This window comes from Staphylococcus sp. LCT-H4 (assembly GCF_001866145.1).
Lineage (GTDB): Bacteria > Bacillota > Bacilli > Staphylococcales > Staphylococcaceae > Staphylococcus > Staphylococcus succinus.
The window spans coordinates 112,926-134,817 of the sequence record NZ_MODY01000003.1; the positions used below are offsets into that span (position 1 = coordinate 112,926).

Here is a 21,892-nt window from a genome sequence, read left to right on the forward strand (position 1 = left end):
ATCAAAAGAAATATTAAATACTTGAATGGTGTAATATTAGCGTCATTTTTATTTTAAGTTTTTGCATAAAAATAAATCTTATCCTAAATAAAGGTTAGGACAAGATTTAAAGTTTATAAAACACTTGTATTAAAATTTAAAATCTTTTAATTTATCTCCGAATACGTCACCTAAAGTTGGATTATCTTCTTCATCAGAACTGCTATCCAAATAAGATTTTGTTGTTTCTTTGTCACTTTCGATGACATCTTCTGAAGGTAATGTAGCTTTAATAGATAATGAGATACGTTCACTTTCAATATCAACACTAAGCACTTTCACACTAACAACTTGACCAGGCTCTAATGCTTCACTAGGTGTGCCAATGTGTTTATGACTTATTTCAGAAATATGCACTAAACCTTGAACGCCAGGTTTAATTTCAACAAATGCACCGAAGTCAGCTAATCTTACAACTTTCCCTTCAATAACATCGCCCTCGTTGAATTCACCTTTAATAGATTCGAAAGGACTTGGTAGCGTGTCTTTAATAGATAATGAGATTCGCTCAGAATCTTTATCTATTGACTTAACTTTGACTTTAACTTTATCTCCAATCGCAACTACATCTTCTGGTGATTTGACATGTTCATGTGATAATTCAGAAACGTGAACAAGACCATCTACACCACCAATGTCGACAAATGCACCAAAGTTAGTTAAGCGAGCTACAGTTCCTTCGATGACATCATTTTCATTAAGTGAATCTAATAATGCCTCTTTTTTCTCTGCGTTTTCTAAAGCTTCTACTGCTTTACGACTAAGTATGACACGATTATTTGCAGGATCTAATTCTTCAACTTTTAATTTTAAAATTTGTCCTTCAAAATCAGAAAAATCCTCAATGAAGTCAGTTGAAATTAATGAAGCTGGTACAAAGCCTCTTTGGCCTACATCTACAACTAATCCGCCTTTTACGACTTCTGTAACTTTAGCTTCAATTGTTTCATTATTATCTAATTGTTCTTGTAAAAATTCATATGATTTTTCTGTTTCAAGTTGACGTTTAGAAAGTATATATGCACCTGTCTCATTTTCTTCGTCATACTCTACTTTAGTAACATATGCACCAATTTCGTCCCCAACTTTAACTGCATCACTTGGATTGTCGATATGATGCGTAGAAAGTTGACTTATAGGGATGATTCCGTTAAATTTACTACCATTAACGTGCACAATTACTTGCTTTTCTTCAATTTCAAGAACCTCGCCAGTAACTTTGTCCCCTTCTTTAATATCATTAATCATTGATTCGTTAAATTCTTCAGTCATCTTGTCTGCCTCCTTATTACACTACATAATTATAACATCTTATAATTTGACAGAATTGTCAAGAAATTCCCCTCTATTTAAAGATTGACAATTCTACTTGTTAAAAAGTTGTAATATAGGGTTTTTTCAATTACTAAAAGTTAATGATTTTTACCCAATATTTACATTTATTTATAAATGTAGTTCTAAATTCTTTGAAATAATGTACCTTATTTATATACCCATTAAAAATATAATATAACAAAAATACACAATTTATTATAGAAGTGAGATATTACTGGAAGAAATACGCTTTAAATCCTCAGATTGCATCAACCATTTTTAAAATTTCATTTGTAACTGTGTCTATGTCTTTTCCAGTTGTATCAAGCGTAATTGCATCATCCGCTTTTTTCAATGGTGAAATTTCACGATTCATATCATAATGATCTCGCTCAGCTATTTCTTGTTCAAGTTGTTCTACTGTGGATTCGATACCTCTGAGTTCATTATCTTTTTGTCTACGTATTGCACGCTCTTCCACAGAAGCAATCATATAAACTTTTAAATCTGCATCTGGTAAAACGACCGTACCTATATCTCTACCATCCATTACTATACCTTTTTTCGCAGCAAGTTCTTGTTGTTTCTTGACCGCAAAAGTTCTTACTGGTTCTTTAGAAGCTACGTAAGAAACGTTGTTTGTGACATCATTTTCTCTCAAGTAATCTGTGACATCCTTATGATCTAATATAACCCTTTGGCCTTTACCTTCTTCATAAGTTAACGCTAATTCAGAAGTGTTTATAAGTTGATCAAAGTCTTCAGTTTTATTTTGCTGTAAATATTTATACGTTAAAGCGCGGTACATTGCACCTGTATCTACGTAAATCATAGATAATTTAGCAGCAACGAGCTTTGCTATTGTACTTTTTCCTGCAGCTGCAGGTCCATCTAATGCAATATTAATTAGTTTCATTTCAGTAAACCTTCCTTGTTGTTTGATGAATAATATTTTATCATAAATATGTATTATATTAATAGGAGGAATGCCCGCATGAAAAAACTTCTGGTCATACATACAGGTGGTACCATAAGCATGTCACAAGATGAATCAAATAAAGTTGTGACAAATGAAGATAATCCAATATCCAATCATCAAGATGTCATTAAGCAATATGCTGATGTAACCGAAATAACACCATTTAATGTCCCATCGCCACATATGAATATTCAGTATGTTGAAAAATTGAAAGACATTATTGAGGATGCATCAATAAACAGTGAATATGATGGTTTTGTAATCACACACGGTACGGATACTTTAGAAGAAACAGCATATTTGCTAGATTTGACTATAAATATTTCTAAACCTATAGCAATAACAGGTGCGATGCGTTCCTCTAACGAGATTGGTTCTGATGGATTATACAACTTTATTTCAGCAATTAGAGTTGCAACGAGTGAGGAGTCATTAGATATGGGCGTAATGGTTGTATTTAATGATGAAATTCATACTGCTAGAAATGTAACTAAAACACACACCTCAAATACTAACACTTTCCAAAGCCCTAATCATGGCCCTCTAGGTGTAGTTACTAAAAACAGCGTACAATTTCATCATAAACCATACGAACATTTGATTCTAAATGATATAAATCATAATTTAAATATACCTTTAGTTAAAGCTTATATGGGGATGAATAGTGATGTTCTCACATTTCACAGTGAGCAGAAAGTTGATGGTATTATCATCGAAGCTTTAGGTCAAGGTAATTTGCCACCAACATGTATCGATGGTTTAGATAAGTGCTTAGAAAAAGACATCCCTATCATTCTTGTATCTAGATCATTTAATGGTATCGTCGGTCCGATTTATGCTTATGAAGGTGGTGGCGTTACATTAGCAAACAAAGGCGTAATTTTTTCGAATGGATTAAACGGTCCTAAAGCAAGATTAAAACTTTTAGTCGGTTTAAGTAATGCATTGAGTATGGAACAATTAAAGCAATATTTTGAATCTCAATTATAAAGCATATAACAAAAGCGCCAACCTTTTAACAAATAAAAGGTTGGCGCTTTTGCTTTAAAATATTCTGAATGATACGAAGTACCTTATTCTAAATATTTTTATGATTCTAAAGGTGTTTGCTTTTTGGATAAAATACTTTGTGTAATTATACCACCATGGTATTTACCATTTTCAATAAAAATAGTGTTTGCATCATTACCAGCTGCTATGACTCCTGCTATATAACAATTTTCAACATTTGTTTCATAAGTTTCTTTATTGTAAACGGGTGCAGTGCCAAATGCATTTGTATTAATATCAATACCTATAGATTCCAAGAATTCATAATCAGGATGATAGCCAATCATTGCAAAAACGTAATCATTCGGAATCTCAATGCTTTGATTATCTTGTTCATAAACCACACTATCTTCAGTGATTTTTGTCACATTTGAATTGAATGCCATCTCTATTTTTTCATGACGTACTAGTGACTCAAAATTTGGTAATATCCACGGTTTTATCGCTTTAGGATAGTCTGAACCACGATAAATCACAGTGACATTGGCACCTGCTTTTTCTAATTCTAAAGCTGCATCAACTGCCGAGTTCTTACCACCAATAACAACGACGTTTTGATCAAAATACGGGTGCGCTTCTTTGAAGTAATGTTTAACTTTAGGCAATTCAGCACCTTCAACTTCAAGTGAATTATGATGACCATAATAACCAGTGGCAACAGTAAGGAATCTACATTGATAGACATCTTCTGTTGTTGTAATTGTAAATCGGTTATTAATTTTTTTCACTGTGAGGACTTCTTCAAAAGCATTGATACGCAATTGATGATACTTAACCACAGCTCTGTAATATACTAGAGCCTGATTCCGGTGTGGTTTGCTATCTTCTACTATAAATGGAATATCCCCAATACTAAGCTTATCACTGGATGAAAAGAATGTTTGATGTGTAGGATAATTGTATATTGCGTCTACAACATTTCCTTTTTCAATCACTAATGTGTCTATACCTTTTTTCTTTTGTTCAATAGCAGCACTTAATCCACAAGGACCGCCACCAATGATTATACTTTCAACTGTTTGCATAATTGATTGTCCTCCTTTAACCACCAATACATTATACCAGTAGTTTTAGAAAAACCAAATGAAAGAAGTTGAAATTTTATAACTCTATACTTCTGAGCAATGCACATTTAATTATATATATAGCGCTCTTATCCATAGTTATAAATCATGTTTACAATAATATAAAAACTGCCAACTTTAATCATTAAAAGTTGGCAGTTTTTATAGAAATTTTATTGTGGAATAACTAAGCGTTGTCCATTATGAATGTCGTTACCTTGAATGTTATTCGCTGCTCTAATTTTTTCAACATTTTCTGGTGTACCTTCACCATAGTATTGAATTGCAATTCTGTATAAGTTTTGACCGTTTACAACATGTGTTCTTTGACCAGAAGTGCTGTTTGATTGATCGCTACTTTGTTGGCTATCTTGTGCTTGGCTTGAAGAACTATTGTTTTGAGCGTCTGATTGACTACTTTGACTTTGATCTGTTTGGTTTTGTCCACTTTGATTATTTTGTGTACTTTGTGAATCTGATTGATCAGTTGATCCCCCAGTTGTCGTGCTTTGTGAGTCTGATTGCTCAGTTGAACCACTATTTTCTGAACTTTGCGAATCAGCATTACCTTGGTCAGATGAAGAATTATCAGCGCTACTATTACCTTCTGATGAAGCACTATCAGAATCTGAACTAGTATTGTCATCAGAAGAAGATGCGGCTTTGTCTTTATCATCATTATTCGCTTTGTCATTATCTTTGTTAGAATCTGAATCTTTTGCTTTATCTTTGTCTTTATCTGAATCTGATTTTTTATCTTTATTATCTGCTGTTTTTTGATCATCGTTTTTACTATTATCATCATTGTTGCCAGTTAAAGCCATGCCACCGAAAATTCCGATTGCAGCTAATATTAAAATTGCAGCTAATATAGGTAATAGCTTACCTAATAAGCCACCTTTTTTCTTTTTATTTTTATCATCATCGTTATTGTTGTGGTTACTATTATTTCCGCCGTTACCGCCATTACCATTTGAATGACCTGCTCCAGCAGCGCCTGCACCTGCGGCAGCGGCACCAGCAGTAGCACCTTTTTTATTAGTAGAACTTTTATCTTTATTATTTTGCTCTGATTTTTCTTCTTTATTTGCATCTTTGTCTTTATGTTTACTAGCTGCATATGCACCAGCGCCTGCAGCGGCAGCACCACCAGCTACAGCGGCACCTTTTGTCTTAGAACCTTTTCGGCTATCATCCGAATTCTTATCTTCAGATTCGCGCGAATCATTACCTTTTTGATTGTCTTGTTGACGTTCATTATTTGATTGATTCTCACTATTTTCTTTACTATCTTGCGGCGCTTGATCTTTATGTTTGCCAGCTTCAGATGTACCCGCTCCAGCGGCAGCACCACCTTTTGTCTTAGAGCCCTTTTGATTTGTATCTAGATTTTCATCTTCATGTACGCGTGAATCATTATCTTCTTGATTGTCTTGTGTGTCATTAGATTCTCGTTGACCTTTATTATGCTCATTGTCATCAACTTGTGATTCTTGCTTGCCATCGTGCTTACTAGCTGCATATGCACCAGCGCCAGTCGCGGCAGCACCACCGGCTACAGCGGCACCTTTTTTGCTGGATTCATTATCATTTTGTACATGAGTATCAACTTCAGAATGGTCTTCATTCACATCATTTGTTTGACGTTCATTTTTAGACGTTTGATTTAAGTTGTTATCACGTGAATGATCATTGTCTTCATATTCACTTTGTGAGTTTGATGATGAATGTGCATCTTGATGTTGATTTGATTCGTCTTGAACATCCTCATGTTGTTCGTCTTGTTCAGGCTGTTCTTGTGAATTTTGATGCGTTGCAGTATCACGTCTGCGTTGTCTACGTTGTGCATTTCTAGGAGGAAATTGTTCATCTGATTTATCAGACACTTCCTCTTTTACATTGTCAACTGAGTTGTTAACTGAATCGTTGTTATTGTCTGGATGTTCTTTTGGATCAATGGATTGACGATTTTTCTCAAAATCATCTTTAAAATTGTTGTTAGACAAATTCATCATCCTTCCTTGTTTTTATTTTAAGTATATACTGTTTTACCCTAAAAGGTAGTAAATATGTATATATTTATTTAATATATTTACTTTCATACAAGCCTATAGTTCGTATTATAGCTTGTTTGAAAAAGTGAAGTAAAGTAATAGTCGATTATTCAAACAAATTTTGTAACTTTTCAGTATAATTTATTTTTCTTTTTACTTTTTTACGGTTTAAATGATGAATTGAATGTAATTCAGAATCATTATCGCAGCATTGATTCGGCTTCTCTTCAATAGACTCACCAAAAAACTCCATCATATATGACCTTCTACATTGATCTAAATTTTTATAACCTAGCATTCTTATATACCCTTTACGTTTACGTTGATATGTCGCTTCAAAAATTGTTCTTAGCTGAGAAAAAGAATAGTAGCTATTTAATATTTCTAGAATATCTTGCTTATCTGGAGGTAGAAAAGTACCTATTTCAAAAGCATTGATATCATCAGAGGAAATCATATCCGTAAATAATAAAGTTTCGAGTAAAAAACTGTCATCCGGCTGAAACAGACTAATTGCTTGGCTATGCGTACCATCTCTGCCAGCCCTACCAATTTCTTGCATATAATTAGAGGGGCTTGTGGATAAATGATAGTGAATAATTGTTCGGATATCTTTTTTATTGATCCCCATACCAAAGGCACTTGTGGCAACTATGATAGGGATTTCGTTATTAATAAATTGATGTTGCACCGTGTGTCGCTCTTGATAAGATAAATCACCATGATAAATTCCAGTCAAAAAACCATAATTATAAATTTCCTTTGCTAAGTTTAGACATGTCTTTTTAGATGATACATAAATAATTGTAGGTCCTGTGGTTTCTAATGCTGGTAACAACCACTTTAATTTCTCATCGTCATCAGGAAAATTTTTATGCGTTAATGAAATGTTATCTCTATTCATACTCGTTTTAATAACATGGAATGTTTTATTTAACATTTGATTTAAATCAAATGTTAAATGTGGTGGCGCTGTCGCAGTTAAAGCGAGCACTGCCGCTTTAGGAAATTGATTAATAATTTTACCAATAAGTGCATAATGGGGTCTGAAATCATATCCCCATTCTGATAAACAGTGCGCTTCATCTAAGACAACCATCCCAATATTCAATGTTTTAATAAGTTTGAAATTTTGTGGCTGTAAAATAAATTCTGGACTTAAATAGATAAAGCGGCTGTTTGATAAAGCGTTGATATTTAACCTTCTTTCATCTTCATCCATACCAGAATGAATACAACTGACTTTATGTTCTCCATGTGACTTAAGTTGCATCACTTGGTCATCCATTAGAGATATGAGTGGAGAAATAATGAGTGTGGGTTGTTGTTTTATATATGTAGGTAATTGATAACAAAGACTTTTACCACTTCCTGTAGGCAAAATACCGAGGGTATCTTTATCAGCAATTACACTTTCTATAATTTCTTGTTGGCCAGGTTTAAACGATTCAAACCCAAACCATTTTTTCAGCTCATGTTGTAACATTTAATTCTCCCCTTTCTATGCCAACAATCACTAATTTAATGTTAAAGTAGCTAAGATTTGGAAACAGCGCTTTATATTCGCGTAATCTTTGATTACGGTGTGTTTCATAGTATTTCAAAAATTCTATATAGTTTGTCGTTTCAAGGTAATTTGTATAATCCTTAATATAGCCTTTGATAAATAATTCTAATATATGATCTTCAATTGTATTTATTTTTACTTGTTGTTGCGCAGCAAGTTGCTCAAAATCTAACCCTTGTTGTAATCCTTTATACGTTAGTTCAGTTTTATTTAATATGGTTGGTAAAACGATAAGTTTATGTAAAATTGGGTACTTTTCTTTATTTTCAATAGTATATAATAATGTAACTAAATCGATCATTTCGAGTTCAAATAAGCGCTCTTGTGAAATGTCTTCGATTAAACTGACTTGCTGTCTGGTATACATGCTTTCTTCATACCCCTGTAAATAATAATGTAAATAGGTTGTGCCATTAGTAGTAACGATTGCTTCAAATAATGCATGAAGCTCTTTAATAAAATCCTCATGTAAGTTATTATTAATTATTTCGTTATATACATTTTTAACTTTCTGGTGTACATTACTATGTTGAGTAATAGGTATAAATTGATATATGTTATGTTTAGTATTGGAAATAGTTTGTGTTAAAAGTTGTAATGCTTTAAACGTATTCATCAAACTATCATAGGTATGTCGAGGATGTGTTGTAATACTATCGTTTGGATTACTTTCTGCACTATCTTGAGTAAAATATCGCTCGAATGACGGATATTTTAAGTTAGGCATGCTGTGATATAATGATAGTAATTGTTGGCTACACGCATCAAAAAAGGTTTGATGTGATTTTTTTCCTATGATAATATTAAATATACTTTTTTCTGTTTTATAACTATGTGCGTGAGTTTGTGTAAATTGAATTATATTATACATGTATCATCCCTCATTCTATTAAACGAAAACATTTGAAAAAACTAAAAACAGTGATTACAATGATAATTGTGTTATTATTGTAGCATTTTTGTCAAAGGAGGCGAAGAAATTGGCTAAATATACAATTGTCGATATGGATACATGCATTGCATGTGGTGCTTGTGGTGCCGCTGCCCCTGATATATATGACTATGATGACGAAGGTATTGCATACGTAATACTAGACGACAATAAAGGTACAGCAGAAGTGCCCGAAGAATTATACGAAGATATGGAAGATGCATTAGAAGGTTGTCCAACTGATTCAATTAAGATTGAAGAAGAATCATTCGATGGAGATGCACTAAAATTTGAATAATAACTTTTAAGTTATTATTCAAATTTTATTGGGATTTTACAAGATATCTAAAAGACCTTTAAGACAAACTCTATGGTAGCATAAAGTTTAAATTTGATATAAAGCAACGATATGAGTTAGTGTGCCCAAATTCCATTGGGCATGCTAATTTTTATTTATAAATAAATAGAAGCAGCACTTTAACATAAATGCTAAAGTGCTGCTTCTATTTTTGTTATTGATAGCGCTGATGTATGCTAATTTATTTTGGTAATACATTTTTTAATCGTCTATATAAAATAATAAATATGAACGAAATAATAGCGCCTTTAATGATATTAAATGGTATTACACCTGAAACAATTACTATTTTAATATTTTCAACGACATGGGATAAATTCATTATCATGCCATATAACGGTAATAATACAAAATAGTTTAAAATACTTAATACGATGGTCATTACTAACGTAGCCACAGTTAAACCTGTTATTAAAGATTTCAAATTATGTTTTTGTTTAGTTACGAAATAAGCAGTAATCAAGAAGCTGGTTGCAGCTAAGAAGTTAGCTATTGGACCTACTGGGTCACCTACATTAAATAAAAAGTTCAATAAGTTTTTAATAAATTCCACTATAATACCTGCTACCGGTCCTAAAGTAAAAGTAGCCAATAGCGCTGGCACATCACTAAAATCTAATGTTAAATAAGGTGGTAAAAAAGGTATTGGGAATTTTATAAACATCAATATAAAAGCTACAGCACTCAACATGCTTATTGTAATAAGTCGTTTGGTTTGTTGTTGCATATTCAATTATCTCCTTCCATTCATCTTACACAGAATAGGAGGATTTAACCGCATAACAAACAACCCTCCATCTTCTCCCATCCAGACTATACTGTCGGCTCTAGATTCTCACTAGATCAGCCACTCATTTTGTGAAACATAAGTGGGTCGCAGGCTTTCATTACTGCCGGTTGGGAATTACACCCTACCCCGAAGACGAATATTATAAATTTTATAAATATATCATAGCTTAATACTCAGGTAAAAACAATAGAATTGCTCTAAATATATATAATCAAACATAGAAAACAAAAGAGACATATGACGTTCAACTAAGTGCTAACGAATTAAAGCATAGCGTCCATTATGGTATTACAATAAAAACAGCACCAAAGGTCTGGGTGAGTTTACCAATACCTTTAGTGCTGTTTAGCGTATAAACTGTTATTTATCTGTATTGACTTTAGGCAATTTAATGATAAATTGAGTGCCCTTACTAAGTTCACTTTTAACATCGATGCTACCATCGTGACCATCTATAATCATGCGACAAATGAATAGACCTAACCCAGTTCCTTGTTTACCTCTTTTACGTGAAGCATCTACTTTGTAAAAGCGATCAAAAACTTGTTGTAAATGTTCAGGTGCAATGCCACTACCTGTATCAGTGATGTATAAGATGTTTTCGGTGTCCGTTTCACCACAACTAATAGTAATCGAATCTCCGGGGTCTGTATATCTTGTAGCGTTATCGATTAGATTAGTTAACACTTGCTCTATTCTATCCGAATCATAAAACCAAAGTTCACCGTCTGTATTTGGATTTAAATCAATACTTAATTCCAAATCTAAGGCTAGTTTTTGATATTTGAGTTGCATTTTATTCAATAGTCTATCAATTGGCTGTACTTTTTTATCGACCGTTAGGCCCTCAGCATCCATACGAGCAACATTGAGCAATTCATTTACCAATCTATTAAGACGTTTCGTTTCATCTAAGACAATAGACAATGATTCATGTATTTCATCGGGTTCTGTTACAATGCCATCTACAATTGATTCTGTATATCCTTGTAGTAAAGAAATAGGCGTGCGAAGTTCATGTGACACATTCGCAATGAAATCTTTTTTCATCTGATCCATGTTATGTTCATTTGTCATATCACGTATTACTGCAACAATACCACTGGTGCCATCTGGTTGAATTTGTTCAATGTAACTCGTTATGATTACAAAGTAACGTGTATTTATTTCATATTCTTCAAATTGTGTTTTTTGATCTTTAAACGTTAACTCTTTTTGTCTATCTAATTTATCTAAAGAATAATCATCAAGTATTTGAATAATATTTTGAGCCATGTCATTAGAAAGGATAATCTCTTTTTTATCATTAAAGCCTAATACCCCTTCAACCATTGAATTAATCAAACTATCTCGAATATTTTTGGAAGAAGATAGCGCATCTATATGTTGTTGTATTTCTGAGCTCATTGTATTAAAAGCGCGAGATAATTCACCGATTTCATCCCGAGAATTTACTGGAACGATTTGTGAATAATCGCCTTTTGAAACTTTCAAAGCTTGTGTTCTTAAATTACGTAAAGGCTTAGTAATCCTAGAAGATAAGAAAAAGGCAAATACAGTTGTTATTGCTAAAGATATAATTGCAATGACTAAAATAATAATTGTAATGAGGTTATTTGTATCTTCGAGCGTTTTTAAATCTTGATATATAAACACTCCGCTATAGTTGTTGCCTTTCTCGTTATTTGCATTTAAATTTTTTGAAGGATAACCAATGAGCACATAAGTACGTTGCTGCCCATTGACACTAACTGGCACGTGTTCTGAAATTTGCTTGCCTTCATCAAATACGCGATTGTAATCCTTGTTCGATTTGATTTCTTTGAACATTTTTCTCTTAGTCACATCTTGATTATTATTGGGCATATGTTTGTCATTCATAATAATCAAACCGACTGGTCCTTCGATAAGTTTCCGACTATGTTCAACTGCTGTGGCTTTGTTATCTGATGTTGCAACTAATTGGCTAATCCGTTTAGCATCTTTAAGTAAAGAGTCTTCGGTTTCTTGCGTAAAATAAGACTGTATAAACGTAACTAGCGTTGCGCTAAGTAAAATTAAAACTGTCGTTACTATAAAAATAATAGTTAACCACAGTTTTATAACTACATTATTGAGTCGGCTCATCGTTAGATTTTACCTCAAATTTGTAACCGACACCCCACACGGTTTGAATCATGTAAGCCGCTTCTTCAGACACACGATTAAGCTTCTCTCTTAAACGTTTAACATGAGTATCTACGGTACGCAAGTCACCATAGAATTCATAATGCCAGACTTCCTTTAATAGTTGTTCGCGATCAAAAACTTTGTTTGGCGTTTTGGCTAGAAAAATTAAAAGTTCATATTCTTTTGGTGTCAAATTGACTTGATTTCCATCTGCTAATACCCTATGTGCATCGTTATCAATAACAAGGTGATCAAATTCTATTAAATCACGTGTATGTGGTTCACTCTGTTCTGTATGAGCAACTTGTGTACGTCGCAAGAGTGCTTTAACACGTAATACGACCTCACGAGGAGAAAAAGGTTTCACAATATAATCATCAGCACCAGATTCAAATCCTTCTACACGGTTAGTTTCTTCACCTTTAGCAGTAAGCATGATTATTGGTGTTTCTTTATGCTCTCTTAAACGAGATGCGACTACGATACCATCCATTTCAGGAAGCATCAGATCTAGTAATATACATGAATAATCATGTTCCATCGCCATTTTAAAGGCTTCTTTACCGTCTCTTGCTTCGTGTATTTCAAAAGATTCTCTTTCAAGATATAATTTGAGCAATCTTCTAATTCTATCTTCATCGTCTACGATTAATATTTCATTTGACATACATATGTACCTCCCACACTGCTAACTTTCAAATTCAATCACATTATAGCATATGTTAAACAAGAAAAGTGATTATACACGAAAAGTTTGTGAATTTTTTCTCATTCTATAAAATTTGTTATAAAATATTCACAATTATTTACCGTGTTCAGCTAATTGACGTATCACTTTTACTTCATGAGGTGTTAAAACTCTTCCTTCACCAGCATTAAGCCCTTTTAAATCTAATGGACCAAATTCGATACGCTGTAATTTAGTTACTTCATGACCAAAATGTTCAAACATACGACGTACTTGGCGATTACGTCCTTCTGTAATAGTAATTTCTACAAGTGTAGTATTTCTATCTTTATCTTGATTTTTCACTTTAACTAATGCTGGTTGTGTTTTACCATCTTCTAAATCGATACCATGTTCTAATGCTTTAACTTCCTCACGCATCAAATACCCTTTTAGCTTAACAATATATTTTTTCTTAATTTTATAACGCGGGTGTGTCATAAGGTTTGTAAATTCACCATCATTTGTTAATAAAAGTAAACCGGATGTATCATAGTCTAAACGTCCAACTGGATAAATTCTTGTTTTAATTTGTTTGAAATAATCAGTGACTACTTTTCTACCTTTATCGTCTGATACGCTAGTAATAACTTGGGAAGGTTTGTAGAACAAGATATATATCTTATCTTCTTGCTCTAATCTTATGCCTTCAACATCAATGTTATCTGAGGGTTTTACTTTTGTACCTAATTCTGTAACTACAGACCCATTTACTTTTACCTTACCTTCTGAAATTAAGGCTTCGGCTTTACGACGTGAAGTATACCCACTATTTGCAATTCGTTTTTGTAATCTCTCTAAATCTTTATTCATTATTTTCTCCTTTTTGATTCACTAAATTACTGAAAAATGCTTCTATTTCTTCATCTTCTTCATCAGTAGTTGGCAAATCATCTAAATGTTCAATACCGAATACATTTAAAAATAATTCAGTAGTATAAAGTTGTTGGCTTCTTGAATCGGCTTCATCTCTCGCTTCGATTAATCCTCTTGCAATTAATGTTTTAACAGCACCATCAGAATTTATACCTCTAATCATTTCTATATCACTTCTCGATAAAGGTTGGTTATATGCAATAATGGACAAAGATTCCATTGCTGCTTGTGATAATTTCATTTTTGACTTTTGTTCAATTAAACGTTCTATATAGTCCGAAGCCTCTTTCTTAGTTGTTAACACATAAGTTTGACCAAAGTGTTGAATCACTAAACCATCCGCTTCATATTCAGCAACAATTTGTGACAACGTAGATCGATCTATTTCTAGTATTTCAAGTAATTGTTTTTCTTCTAAGCCTTCATCACCGGCTGTATAGAGTAATGCTTCTAGTATACCGTTATAGTTCAATGCCATAGTTTACTCCTCTTAATATATTGATATCATCAAAACTTTTCAGTTGTTCAATGTTAACAACCCCTGATTTAGACATTTCTAAAATCGCTAAGAAATGCGTAACCACCATTTCTATAGGTTCAGTAAAATTGAACAAACTAAAAAAATTGAACGAATCATGTTGTTGTAAACGGTCATTAACTTGTGAGGTTGCTTGTTGTATTGTAAAAGTTTCTTTACGTATGTCCACAGTTTTTGGGGTATTAAAGTCAACGCGGTTTTTCACTTTTTGATATGCGATGATTAATTCAGTTAAATCAATAGTATTGTCGGGATTCCAAGTTTCATTAGATTCTAAATGTGTTAAATCCGTTGGGTGCTTTGAATAATAGTTGGCGCGTTCGGATTTTTTATCATTCAATATTTCTGTGTATGCTTTGTAGTTTTGATATTCGATTAACCTTCCAACTAAATCATCACGTGGATCATCATCTAATTCATCCACTTCATCTGATTGCGGTAATAGCATTTTACTTTTAATCATAAGTAATTCTGAGGCCATAACTAAATATTCACTGGCAACATTAATCTCTAATTGATTCATGGCGTGAATATATTGCATATATTGTTCAGTTAAAGATTTCATCGGGATATCATAAATATCAATTTCAATTTTTTGTATGAGATGCAATAATAAGTCTAAAGGACCATTAAAAGCATCTAGTTTTACTTCGTACATATTTATCTACCTCATATTGCAAGTTAAGTGCGTATTTCACTAAAATATTATAGCATGTTTACAGTAAACATTTAAATTTGGAGCGGTTTTTATTATGGAAAATGCATTACAAGAATTTTATTATCAATTTCATACCAAGCAACACTACTTTCTATGCCATGATATTTTAGAAGAGGCATGGAAAGAGAACCCTTATTATAGTAAAGATGATGCTGTCGTCAGTTTAATTTTACTGGCTACAGGTTGTTATCACTATCGTCGTGAAAATAATGTCGGTGCAGTCAGATCTTTTAATAAAGCGTTACGTGTGATTAACCATAGTACCATCACTCATCACCTAGGCATCCAAATAGACGCTTATGAGAAAGTAATTCAAACACTAATAACAGCTGTTGAAAAGGGAAATCCATTTCTGCCAATTCAATTACCTTTAACTAAGACTATGAAACAATCTGTATTAGAACGCTATCCTGACTTTACATTAGTCCCTATCAAAGTTGAAGATAGTTATATTGTCAATCATCATCTAGAAAGGGATCGAACTGAAGTACATCAGGCCCGCCAACAAGCATTAAATAATCGACGCGCAAAAAGATAAATATCTACCAACAATTAACATTGTAATTATTAACCATACAATTACCTCGAACATCTTAAAAACACAAAAACACAGACAAGCTATTCGCCGAATAAACTTGTCTGTGTTTATGCACGTGGATGAAATTCATTATACATTTTGCGAATTTGTGATTTAGAAACGTGCGTGTATAATTGTGTAGTTGAAATGTCAGAATGTCCAAGCATTTCTTGTACAGCACGTAAATCAGCACCATTCTCAAGTAAGTGCGTGGCAAATGAATGCCTTAATGTATGTGGTGTTAAAGTTTTGTTAATATTAGCCTTGATACCATACTGTTTAATCATTTTCCAGATTGCTTGTCTGGATAATGGTTTACCATGCATATTTAAAAATAATACATTGGTTACAGTGTGTTTCAATAATTGGGGGCGTATATTTTCCATGTACAGAGTTAAGTATTCAATGACCGCATCACCAAGTGGGACAATACGTTCTTTATTACCTTTACCAAATACCTTAACAAAGCCCATGATAAGATTTACATCCTCTAGCTCAATTTGTATCAGTTCTGATACACGCATACCTGTTGCATATAATAATTCTAGCATTGTGCGGTCTCTATAACCATTGTTTTTTGAAAGATTAGGTGTTTCTAATAAATCAATAACTTCATTTATTTCTAATACATCAGGTAATTTCCTATCATACTTCGGCGTTTCTATTAATACTGTTGGATCTTTAGCAGCGTATTTTTCACGTAAAGCAAATTGATGAAAATTTCGAACTGTAGAGATAAAACGTGCTAAAGATTTTGCAGAAGCGCCTTCGTCGTGCAAATGACCTAGACATTGCTGAATCATTTGTCTATCAACAAAATCTATGTGACTTATTTTTTGGTCTGCTAAAAATGTTTCGTATTTGCGTAGATCTCTTCTATAAGCCCCGATAGTATTAGCACTTAATCCTTTTTCTAGCTGAATGAATTTTAAAAATTCATCAATAATCGTATCCATTTAACCACCTCTATTTATAAAAGCGTATGAATTTCTGTGATTATTTACCTTTGGCTTGGCAATCTGAACATACGCCATGAAACGTAAGACGATGATCTAATATTCTAAAGTTAAAATCATGTTCAACTTTATCTTCGACCTTAGGCAATAAATCTTCTTCTATTTCATCTACTTTGCCACATTCCATACATACAAGATGATGATGGAAATGCTTTGCACCTTCTTTACGTAAATCAAAGCGAGCTACACCATCTCCGAAATTAATTTTATCTACTACTTTCAATTCTGCTAACAATTCTAGTGTACGATAAACAGTAGCTAGTCCGATTTCCGGCGCCTTATCTTTAACTTTTAAATAGACGTCTTCAGCGCTTAAATGGTCTTTTTCATTTTCAATTAGAACTCTCAAAGTCGCCTCACGCTGTGGCGTTAATTTATAAGATGATTGTTGTAATTGTTGCTTCACGCGATTTAATCGTTCTTCCACGGAAGCCTCACTCCCCTACTAATAATTATAATCATTTTAATTTACATAATGATTTATATATAAAATACCAGTAATTGATAAAATACGCAAGTATGTTCGGCACCTTAATTGTAATGATTATAATTAAGTAATAGATGTTGTAAGGCAATAATCGTCTTAGCATCTTCTAATTCCTGGCTTTGTAATAACTTATTTATATTTTTTAAGTGATAAAATTCAAGTTCTATGAATTCATCATCATCTAAATTCATTTCGCCTTTTTTTAAATCTTTTGCTAAATAAATAGATATTTTTTCATTTGAAAATCCTGGTGAACCGTACATTTCAGTAATTAACTCTAAATTTTCTGCAATATACCCAGTCTCTTCTTCTAATTCTCGTTTGGCTGCCTCTTCTCTAATTTCATTTAGCTCTAATTTGCCAGCTGGAATTTCTAGCATTACCTTTTCTGCAGGCTTGCGAAATTGTTTTACAAGGATAACTTCGTTGCTCGGTGTTATCGCACATACAGCAACAGCACCATTATGATACACCAATTCTCGTTTAGATGTCTGACCATCGGGTAACACTACATCATGAACTTCTAAGTCAATAATAGCACCGTTGTAAATAGAATTTTTATGTATTGTTTTTTCGTATAAGTTCATTGCAATCACGTTCCTTTTAATTAATTTGAGTTATTGTTAAGATTAACATGTTGGTTAACATGGGAATAGTAAAATTAATTATCGGTTAATATTTACTTGGAATTACTTTATGATACGTTATCGTATTGATAATAGCTTTTAATACTTAGTTTTTATGAGAAATTTAATCTATTTCAAATGAATTTATGTAATTTTATTATGTTCCTAACCTATAGAATAGTGTATCGAAAGGGGAAAAGACATGCAAAAAAATATATTAAAAAGTGGTATTGAAATTTCTGAAATAGGTTTAGGTTGTATGAGTTTAGGTACAAATTATGCACAAGCAGAACCTATCATTGAACGTGCCATCGAACACGGTATCACTTATTTTGATACAGCGGATATATATGATAAAGGAATAAATGAAGAAATTGTTGGTCAAGCACTTAAAAAATATCAAAATAGAGATGATATTGTCATTGGTACAAAAGTTGGTAACCATTTAGCAGATGATGGTTCAACGTTTTGGGATCCTTCTAAAAAGTACATCAAAACTGCCGTTAAATCTTCCTTACAAAGATTAGGTCTAAATCATTTAGATTTATATCAATTACATGGTGGCACAATTGATGATCCACTAGATGAAACAATAAGTGCCTTTGATGAATTAAAAAAAGAAGGCGTGATACGTGCTTACGGCATCTCTTCTATTCGTCCAAATGTCATAGATTATTATTTAGAGCATAGTGAAATTGAAACATTGATGTCTCAATTAAATTTAATTGATAATAGACCAGAAGCATTATTGAATGCTATCCACGCTAAAAATGTTAAAGTATTAGCGCGAGGACCAGTGTTTAAAGGGTTGTTAACTGCCAATAGCAATCATGCATTAGATAGTAAATTCAGAGATGGTGTTTTTGAATATAGTAATCAAGAATTAGGCGAAACGATTGCTTCTGTTAAAGAGGTAGAAAGCAATTTAACTGGACTTACTTTTAAATATCTTACTTCTAAAGATCCAATCGGTTCAATTATTGTTGGGGCTAGTAGTATTGAACAACTAGATGAAAACATCAACAATTATGAGGCTTCTAAAGAAATAAGCTTCGAGATATTAAAAGCTGCTCGTGGACGCGTTAAAAACTTAGAATATACGCAACACCTTAAATAAACTTAATTAAAAAGCGTTAACACAATTCTGTCTGGATAATAATATTTCCATATAGATTGCGTTAACGCTTTTTAATTTATCATATTACCTATGTGACTAGCCTTTGTTTTTAAAAAATGAAGTAAAGTATTTTTCTAGTAATCTAGGAGCTAATTGATATAGTTTTAACATTCTATGCATCCACTTAGGTTCATTAATTTCATATTTACCATATATCATTCCATTTACGATTTGTTGCGCTAATTTATTAGGTTCCAACATAATAGCTTTATATTTTTGCGCATACATTAACGAAGGGTCTGCTTTTTCATGAAAAGGTGTTGCTATCGGACCAGTATTTACAGTAAGTATATGGTAATTGGGATGCTCAAGTCTCAGAGCATTGAGTACTTGATTAAAAGCAGCTTTACTTGCACCATAATGTGCAGCATAAGCTTGCGTTAAAAATGCAGACTGACTCCCTATGCCAACAATCGTTGGATAAGCGCTAAAATAAGGTTGGATGGTAGCTAAAAGTATATTGAAATTGATGATATTCAATGTGTATGTTTCAGTCATTTCATCGAGTGAATGTTGAGCTATTGATTTAAAATAACCTAAACCAGAACTATAAATCAAACCATCGATATTTTGGTTTTTAAAATAATTTTTGAGATTTAATATTTGTGATTTAGATTGTAAATCGCATTGAATGATGTTCAAGTGCTCAGTGCCGTATTGTACTTTCAGGTCATCTAATTTGTATGGATTTCGTGCTAATATTGTTACATAAGCTTTTTTATTTAATAAGTTACATAATATCGAGCGTCCTAGCCCGCTCGTACCTCCAGTTAATACATAATGCTTACCTATCATTGTTATCCCTACCCTTTATCGGTTTATACATATTATAAGTGAAATATCAGTAATCTGTCATGTCTTCAATGAAAATATTAGCCATATTTCAAAACTATGTTACGATAGGAACATAAAAACTTAGAGGAAGTGAAAAGTTCACATGAAACTAGTATTTTATGGTGCTGGTAATATGGCACATGCAATATTTACAGGTATCGTAAATTCAAAAATTATTGAATCTAACGATATTTATTTAACAAACAGGTCTAATGAAGTTGCACTCAAAGCGTATGCTGATGAATTGGGTGTCAATTATAGTTATGATGATGAAGCCTTACTTAAAGATGCTGATTATATATTTTTAGGCACTAAGCCTTATGATTTTGATGCATTAGCTGAGCGTATTCAACCTTATGTAAGCGAGAAAAATAAATTCATCTCTATTATGGCTGGATTACCAATGAGTTACATTCGTGAGCAACTGGGTTCAGATAATCCGATTGCGCGTATTATGCCTAATACAAATGCACACGTAGGCCATTCTGTAACTGGAATTAGTTTTTCAAGTAATTTCGGACCGAAATCCAAAGATGAAGTAGACGATTTAATTAACGCCTTTGGTTCAGCAATTGAAGTATCTGAAGATCATTTACATCAAGTAACTGCAATTACTGGAAGTGGCCCTGCATTTCTTTATCACGTATTTGAACAATACGTAACAGCAGGCACACGTTTAGGACTTGAAAAATCACAAGTTGAAGAATCTATCCGTAACTTAATTATTGGAACGAGTAAAATGATTGAACGTTCAGATTTAAGTATGGAACAATTACGCAAAAACATTACTTCTAAAGGCGGCACAACACAAGCTGGTTTGAATGCACTTTCGCAATATGATTTAGAAAGTATATTTGAAGATTGCTTGCGTTCTGCAGTAAATAGAAGCGTTGAATTAGCAAGTCAAGATGAAGATTAAGCACTTTAAATAAATTTATAACAAATAAAAGCTGATGAACACGTTTATGGTGTTCACCAGCTTTTATTTGTTATATTAAGTCAGTTATTTAAAATGACCAAGCATCAAAATCTTTAACAAAGATAAACGGTGGTGTCGAAGCTTTTGCCTTTAAAGATTGACTAATCGCTTCAACTTCAGTTGCTGTATAACGATTACTAATATGTGTAATAAGCGTATACCCTACATGAGCTTCTTCTATTAAATTAAATACATCATCTATATGACTATGATGGTAATTATTCGCTAACATTTTGTCACCGTCAATATATGTACTTTCATGAACCATAACCGTCGCATCACGAGCGATTAAAAATTCATTTCTACATGGCATAGTGTCTCCAAATATTGCAATTACAGGCCCTTTTATCGCATCACCTTTAAATTGATTTGAATTATAAATGAGACCATTATACTCAAAAGTTTCGTTATTCTTCACATCTTGGTATTTTGGACCTGGTTCGAGGCCAATTTTCTTCAGTGCCTCAACATCAATTTTACCTGATGTATAAGGTGCTTCTATTCTATAACCAAAAGATGGGATGCCATGATTTAACATATGTGCTTCAACGTTAAATCCATTGTGCTGATATGAAAGGTGATCTTCTATTTCTATATATGTGATTGGATAATTTAATTTAGATTCAGATAACTTTAATGTTGTTTCAATAAAGGATTTTATACCTTTTGGTCCCACAACTGTCAAAGGCTTACCTTCCCCACCCTGAAATGACCGACTAGTTAATAAGCCAGGCAAACCAAAAATGTGATCACCATGCATATGCGTTATAAATATATGATCTACTTTGCCTAATTTTATAGAGTGATGTAGTATCTGATGCTGTGTTCCTTCCCCTACATCAAATAACCAAATACTATTTGAATAAGGCTCTAAATTTAATGCAATCGCTTGTGTATTTCTTTCTTTAGTTGGTAGACCTGCACTCGTACCAAAAAATGTGATTTCCATGCATATGCCTCCTCTTCTTGTTCACATTTTATCATATTAAATATAAAAAAATATATTAAATTTGAATACTTTT

22 protein-coding genes and 1 riboswitch are annotated in these 21,892 nt (G+C 32.7%); of the genes, 5 read left to right on the forward strand and 17 right to left on the reverse strand.

Going from position 1 to position 21,892, the window contains the following annotated elements; translation table 11 throughout:
• Positions 1–129: 129 nt before the first annotated feature.
• Complete coding sequence (gene rpsA / locus BK821_RS09450) at positions 130–1,311, reverse strand: 30S ribosomal protein S1 (protein WP_046836485.1); 1,182 nt, start codon at positions 1,309–1,311, stop codon at positions 130–132.
• A gap of 301 nt (positions 1,312–1,612) precedes the next feature.
• Positions 1,613–2,269 (reverse strand): (d)CMP kinase, encoded by a 657-nt coding sequence (gene cmk / locus BK821_RS09455; RefSeq protein ID WP_046836827.1) that lies wholly within the window; start codon positions 2,267–2,269, stop codon positions 1,613–1,615.
• Positions 2,270–2,347: 78 nt separating this feature from the next.
• Here cmk and BK821_RS09460 point away from each other — a divergent pair, with 78 nt between their 5' ends.
• Complete coding sequence (locus BK821_RS09460; RefSeq protein ID WP_046836486.1) at positions 2,348–3,322, forward strand: asparaginase; 975 nt, start codon at positions 2,348–2,350, stop codon at positions 3,320–3,322.
• Between the two features lie 98 nt (positions 3,323–3,420).
• Here the strand turns inward: BK821_RS09460 and ypdA are convergent, their stop codons facing one another.
• The 4 genes from ypdA to BK821_RS09480 form a co-directional block, all read right to left on the reverse strand.
• Complete coding sequence (ypdA, locus tag BK821_RS09465; protein WP_046836487.1) at positions 3,421–4,407, reverse strand: bacillithiol disulfide reductase YpdA; 987 nt, start codon at positions 4,405–4,407, stop codon at positions 3,421–3,423.
• Positions 4,408–4,619: 212 nt separating this feature from the next.
• A complete protein-coding gene (locus BK821_RS09470; RefSeq protein WP_256201627.1) occupies positions 4,620–6,458 on the reverse strand; it encodes a LysM peptidoglycan-binding domain-containing protein in 1,839 nt (612 codons plus the stop codon).
• Between the two features lie 148 nt (positions 6,459–6,606).
• Positions 6,607–7,986 (reverse strand): RecQ family ATP-dependent DNA helicase, encoded by a 1,380-nt coding sequence (locus BK821_RS09475; protein ID WP_046836489.1) that lies wholly within the window; start codon positions 7,984–7,986, stop codon positions 6,607–6,609.
• Positions 7,973–8,938, reverse strand: a complete 966-nt coding sequence (locus BK821_RS09480; RefSeq protein ID WP_071331597.1) for a helix-turn-helix domain-containing protein — start codon at positions 8,936–8,938, stop codon at positions 7,973–7,975. The genes BK821_RS09475 and BK821_RS09480 overlap by 14 nt, the downstream gene beginning before the upstream one ends.
• A 109-nt stretch (positions 8,939–9,047) precedes the next feature.
• Here BK821_RS09480 and BK821_RS09485 point away from each other — a divergent pair, with 109 nt between their 5' ends.
• A complete protein-coding gene (locus BK821_RS09485; RefSeq protein ID WP_046836491.1) occupies positions 9,048–9,296 on the forward strand; it encodes a ferredoxin in 249 nt (82 codons plus the stop codon).
• A gap of 241 nt (positions 9,297–9,537) precedes the next feature.
• On the opposite strand, the gene BK821_RS09490 is transcribed toward BK821_RS09485, so the two are convergent.
• The 6 genes from BK821_RS09490 to BK821_RS09515 all read right to left on the reverse strand — a co-directional run bounded on the left by BK821_RS09490 (position 9,538) and on the right by BK821_RS09515 (position 15,114).
• The gene (locus tag BK821_RS09490; RefSeq protein ID WP_071331598.1) at positions 9,538–10,083 is read right to left on the reverse strand and encodes an ECF transporter S component; all 546 of its coding nucleotides are present in this window, start codon (positions 10,081–10,083) and stop codon (positions 9,538–9,540) included.
• Positions 10,084–10,148: 65 nt separating this feature from the next.
• Positions 10,149–10,284, reverse strand: a riboswitch (FMN riboswitch).
• A gap of 222 nt (positions 10,285–10,506) precedes the next feature.
• Complete coding sequence (locus BK821_RS09495) at positions 10,507–12,273, reverse strand: ATP-binding protein (RefSeq protein ID WP_046836493.1); 1,767 nt, start codon at positions 12,271–12,273, stop codon at positions 10,507–10,509.
• Positions 12,257–12,982, reverse strand: coding sequence for a response regulator (locus tag BK821_RS09500; RefSeq protein WP_071331599.1), 726 nt, complete (start codon positions 12,980–12,982; stop codon positions 12,257–12,259). The genes BK821_RS09495 and BK821_RS09500 overlap by 17 nt, the downstream gene beginning before the upstream one ends.
• Before the next feature lie 135 nt (positions 12,983–13,117).
• Positions 13,118–13,855 (reverse strand): pseudouridine synthase, encoded by a 738-nt coding sequence (locus tag BK821_RS09505; protein ID WP_046836495.1) that lies wholly within the window; start codon positions 13,853–13,855, stop codon positions 13,118–13,120.
• On the reverse strand, positions 13,848–14,396 hold the full coding sequence (scpB, locus tag BK821_RS09510) for an SMC-Scp complex subunit ScpB (RefSeq protein WP_046836496.1): 549 nt from the start codon (positions 14,394–14,396) through the stop codon (positions 13,848–13,850). Before scpB ends, BK821_RS09505 begins: the two co-directional genes overlap by 8 nt.
• Positions 14,380–15,114: a segregation and condensation protein A gene (locus BK821_RS09515; RefSeq protein ID WP_046836497.1), complete on the reverse strand. Its 735-nt coding sequence runs from the start codon at positions 15,112–15,114 to the stop codon at positions 14,380–14,382. The genes scpB and BK821_RS09515 overlap by 17 nt, the downstream gene beginning before the upstream one ends.
• A 94-nt stretch (positions 15,115–15,208) precedes the next feature.
• Between BK821_RS09515 and BK821_RS09520 the strand changes: the two genes are divergently transcribed.
• Positions 15,209–15,712, forward strand: coding sequence for a DUF309 domain-containing protein (locus BK821_RS09520; protein WP_046836498.1), 504 nt, complete (start codon positions 15,209–15,211; stop codon positions 15,710–15,712).
• 107 nt (positions 15,713–15,819) lie between these two features.
• Here BK821_RS09520 and xerD read toward each other — a convergent pair whose 3' ends face one another.
• From xerD to BK821_RS09535, 3 genes are all read right to left on the reverse strand, one after another.
• On the reverse strand, positions 15,820–16,707 hold the full coding sequence (xerD, locus tag BK821_RS09525) for a site-specific tyrosine recombinase XerD (protein WP_046836499.1): 888 nt from the start codon (positions 16,705–16,707) through the stop codon (positions 15,820–15,822).
• A gap of 40 nt (positions 16,708–16,747) precedes the next feature.
• Positions 16,748–17,194 (reverse strand): ferric iron uptake transcriptional regulator, encoded by a 447-nt coding sequence (gene fur, locus BK821_RS09530; RefSeq protein WP_046836500.1) that lies wholly within the window; start codon positions 17,192–17,194, stop codon positions 16,748–16,750.
• 104 nt (positions 17,195–17,298) lie between these two features.
• Entirely contained in the window at positions 17,299–17,841 is a 543-nt protein-coding gene (locus tag BK821_RS09535) for an NUDIX hydrolase (RefSeq protein ID WP_071331600.1), read from the reverse strand.
• A gap of 241 nt (positions 17,842–18,082) precedes the next feature.
• Here BK821_RS09535 and BK821_RS09540 point away from each other — a divergent pair, with 241 nt between their 5' ends.
• On the forward strand, positions 18,083–18,997 hold the full coding sequence (locus tag BK821_RS09540) for an aldo/keto reductase (RefSeq protein WP_046836502.1): 915 nt from the start codon (positions 18,083–18,085) through the stop codon (positions 18,995–18,997).
• A 96-nt stretch (positions 18,998–19,093) separates the two neighbouring features.
• Here BK821_RS09540 and BK821_RS09545 read toward each other — a convergent pair whose 3' ends face one another.
• Positions 19,094–19,852: an SDR family NAD(P)-dependent oxidoreductase gene (locus BK821_RS09545; RefSeq protein ID WP_071331601.1), complete on the reverse strand. Its 759-nt coding sequence runs from the start codon at positions 19,850–19,852 to the stop codon at positions 19,094–19,096.
• Positions 19,853–19,994: 142 nt separating this feature from the next.
• On the opposite strand from BK821_RS09545, the gene proC reads away from it, so the two are divergent.
• Positions 19,995–20,810, forward strand: a complete 816-nt coding sequence (gene proC, locus BK821_RS09550; RefSeq protein WP_046836504.1) for a pyrroline-5-carboxylate reductase — start codon at positions 19,995–19,997, stop codon at positions 20,808–20,810.
• Between the two features lie 88 nt (positions 20,811–20,898).
• Here the strand turns inward: proC and rnz are convergent, their stop codons facing one another.
• Positions 20,899–21,819 carry a ribonuclease Z gene (gene rnz, locus BK821_RS09555; RefSeq protein WP_046836505.1) on the reverse strand — a complete coding sequence of 307 codons (921 nt, stop codon included), beginning with the start codon at positions 21,817–21,819 and terminating at the stop codon, positions 20,899–20,901.
• Between the last annotated feature and the right edge of the window lie 73 nt (positions 21,820–21,892).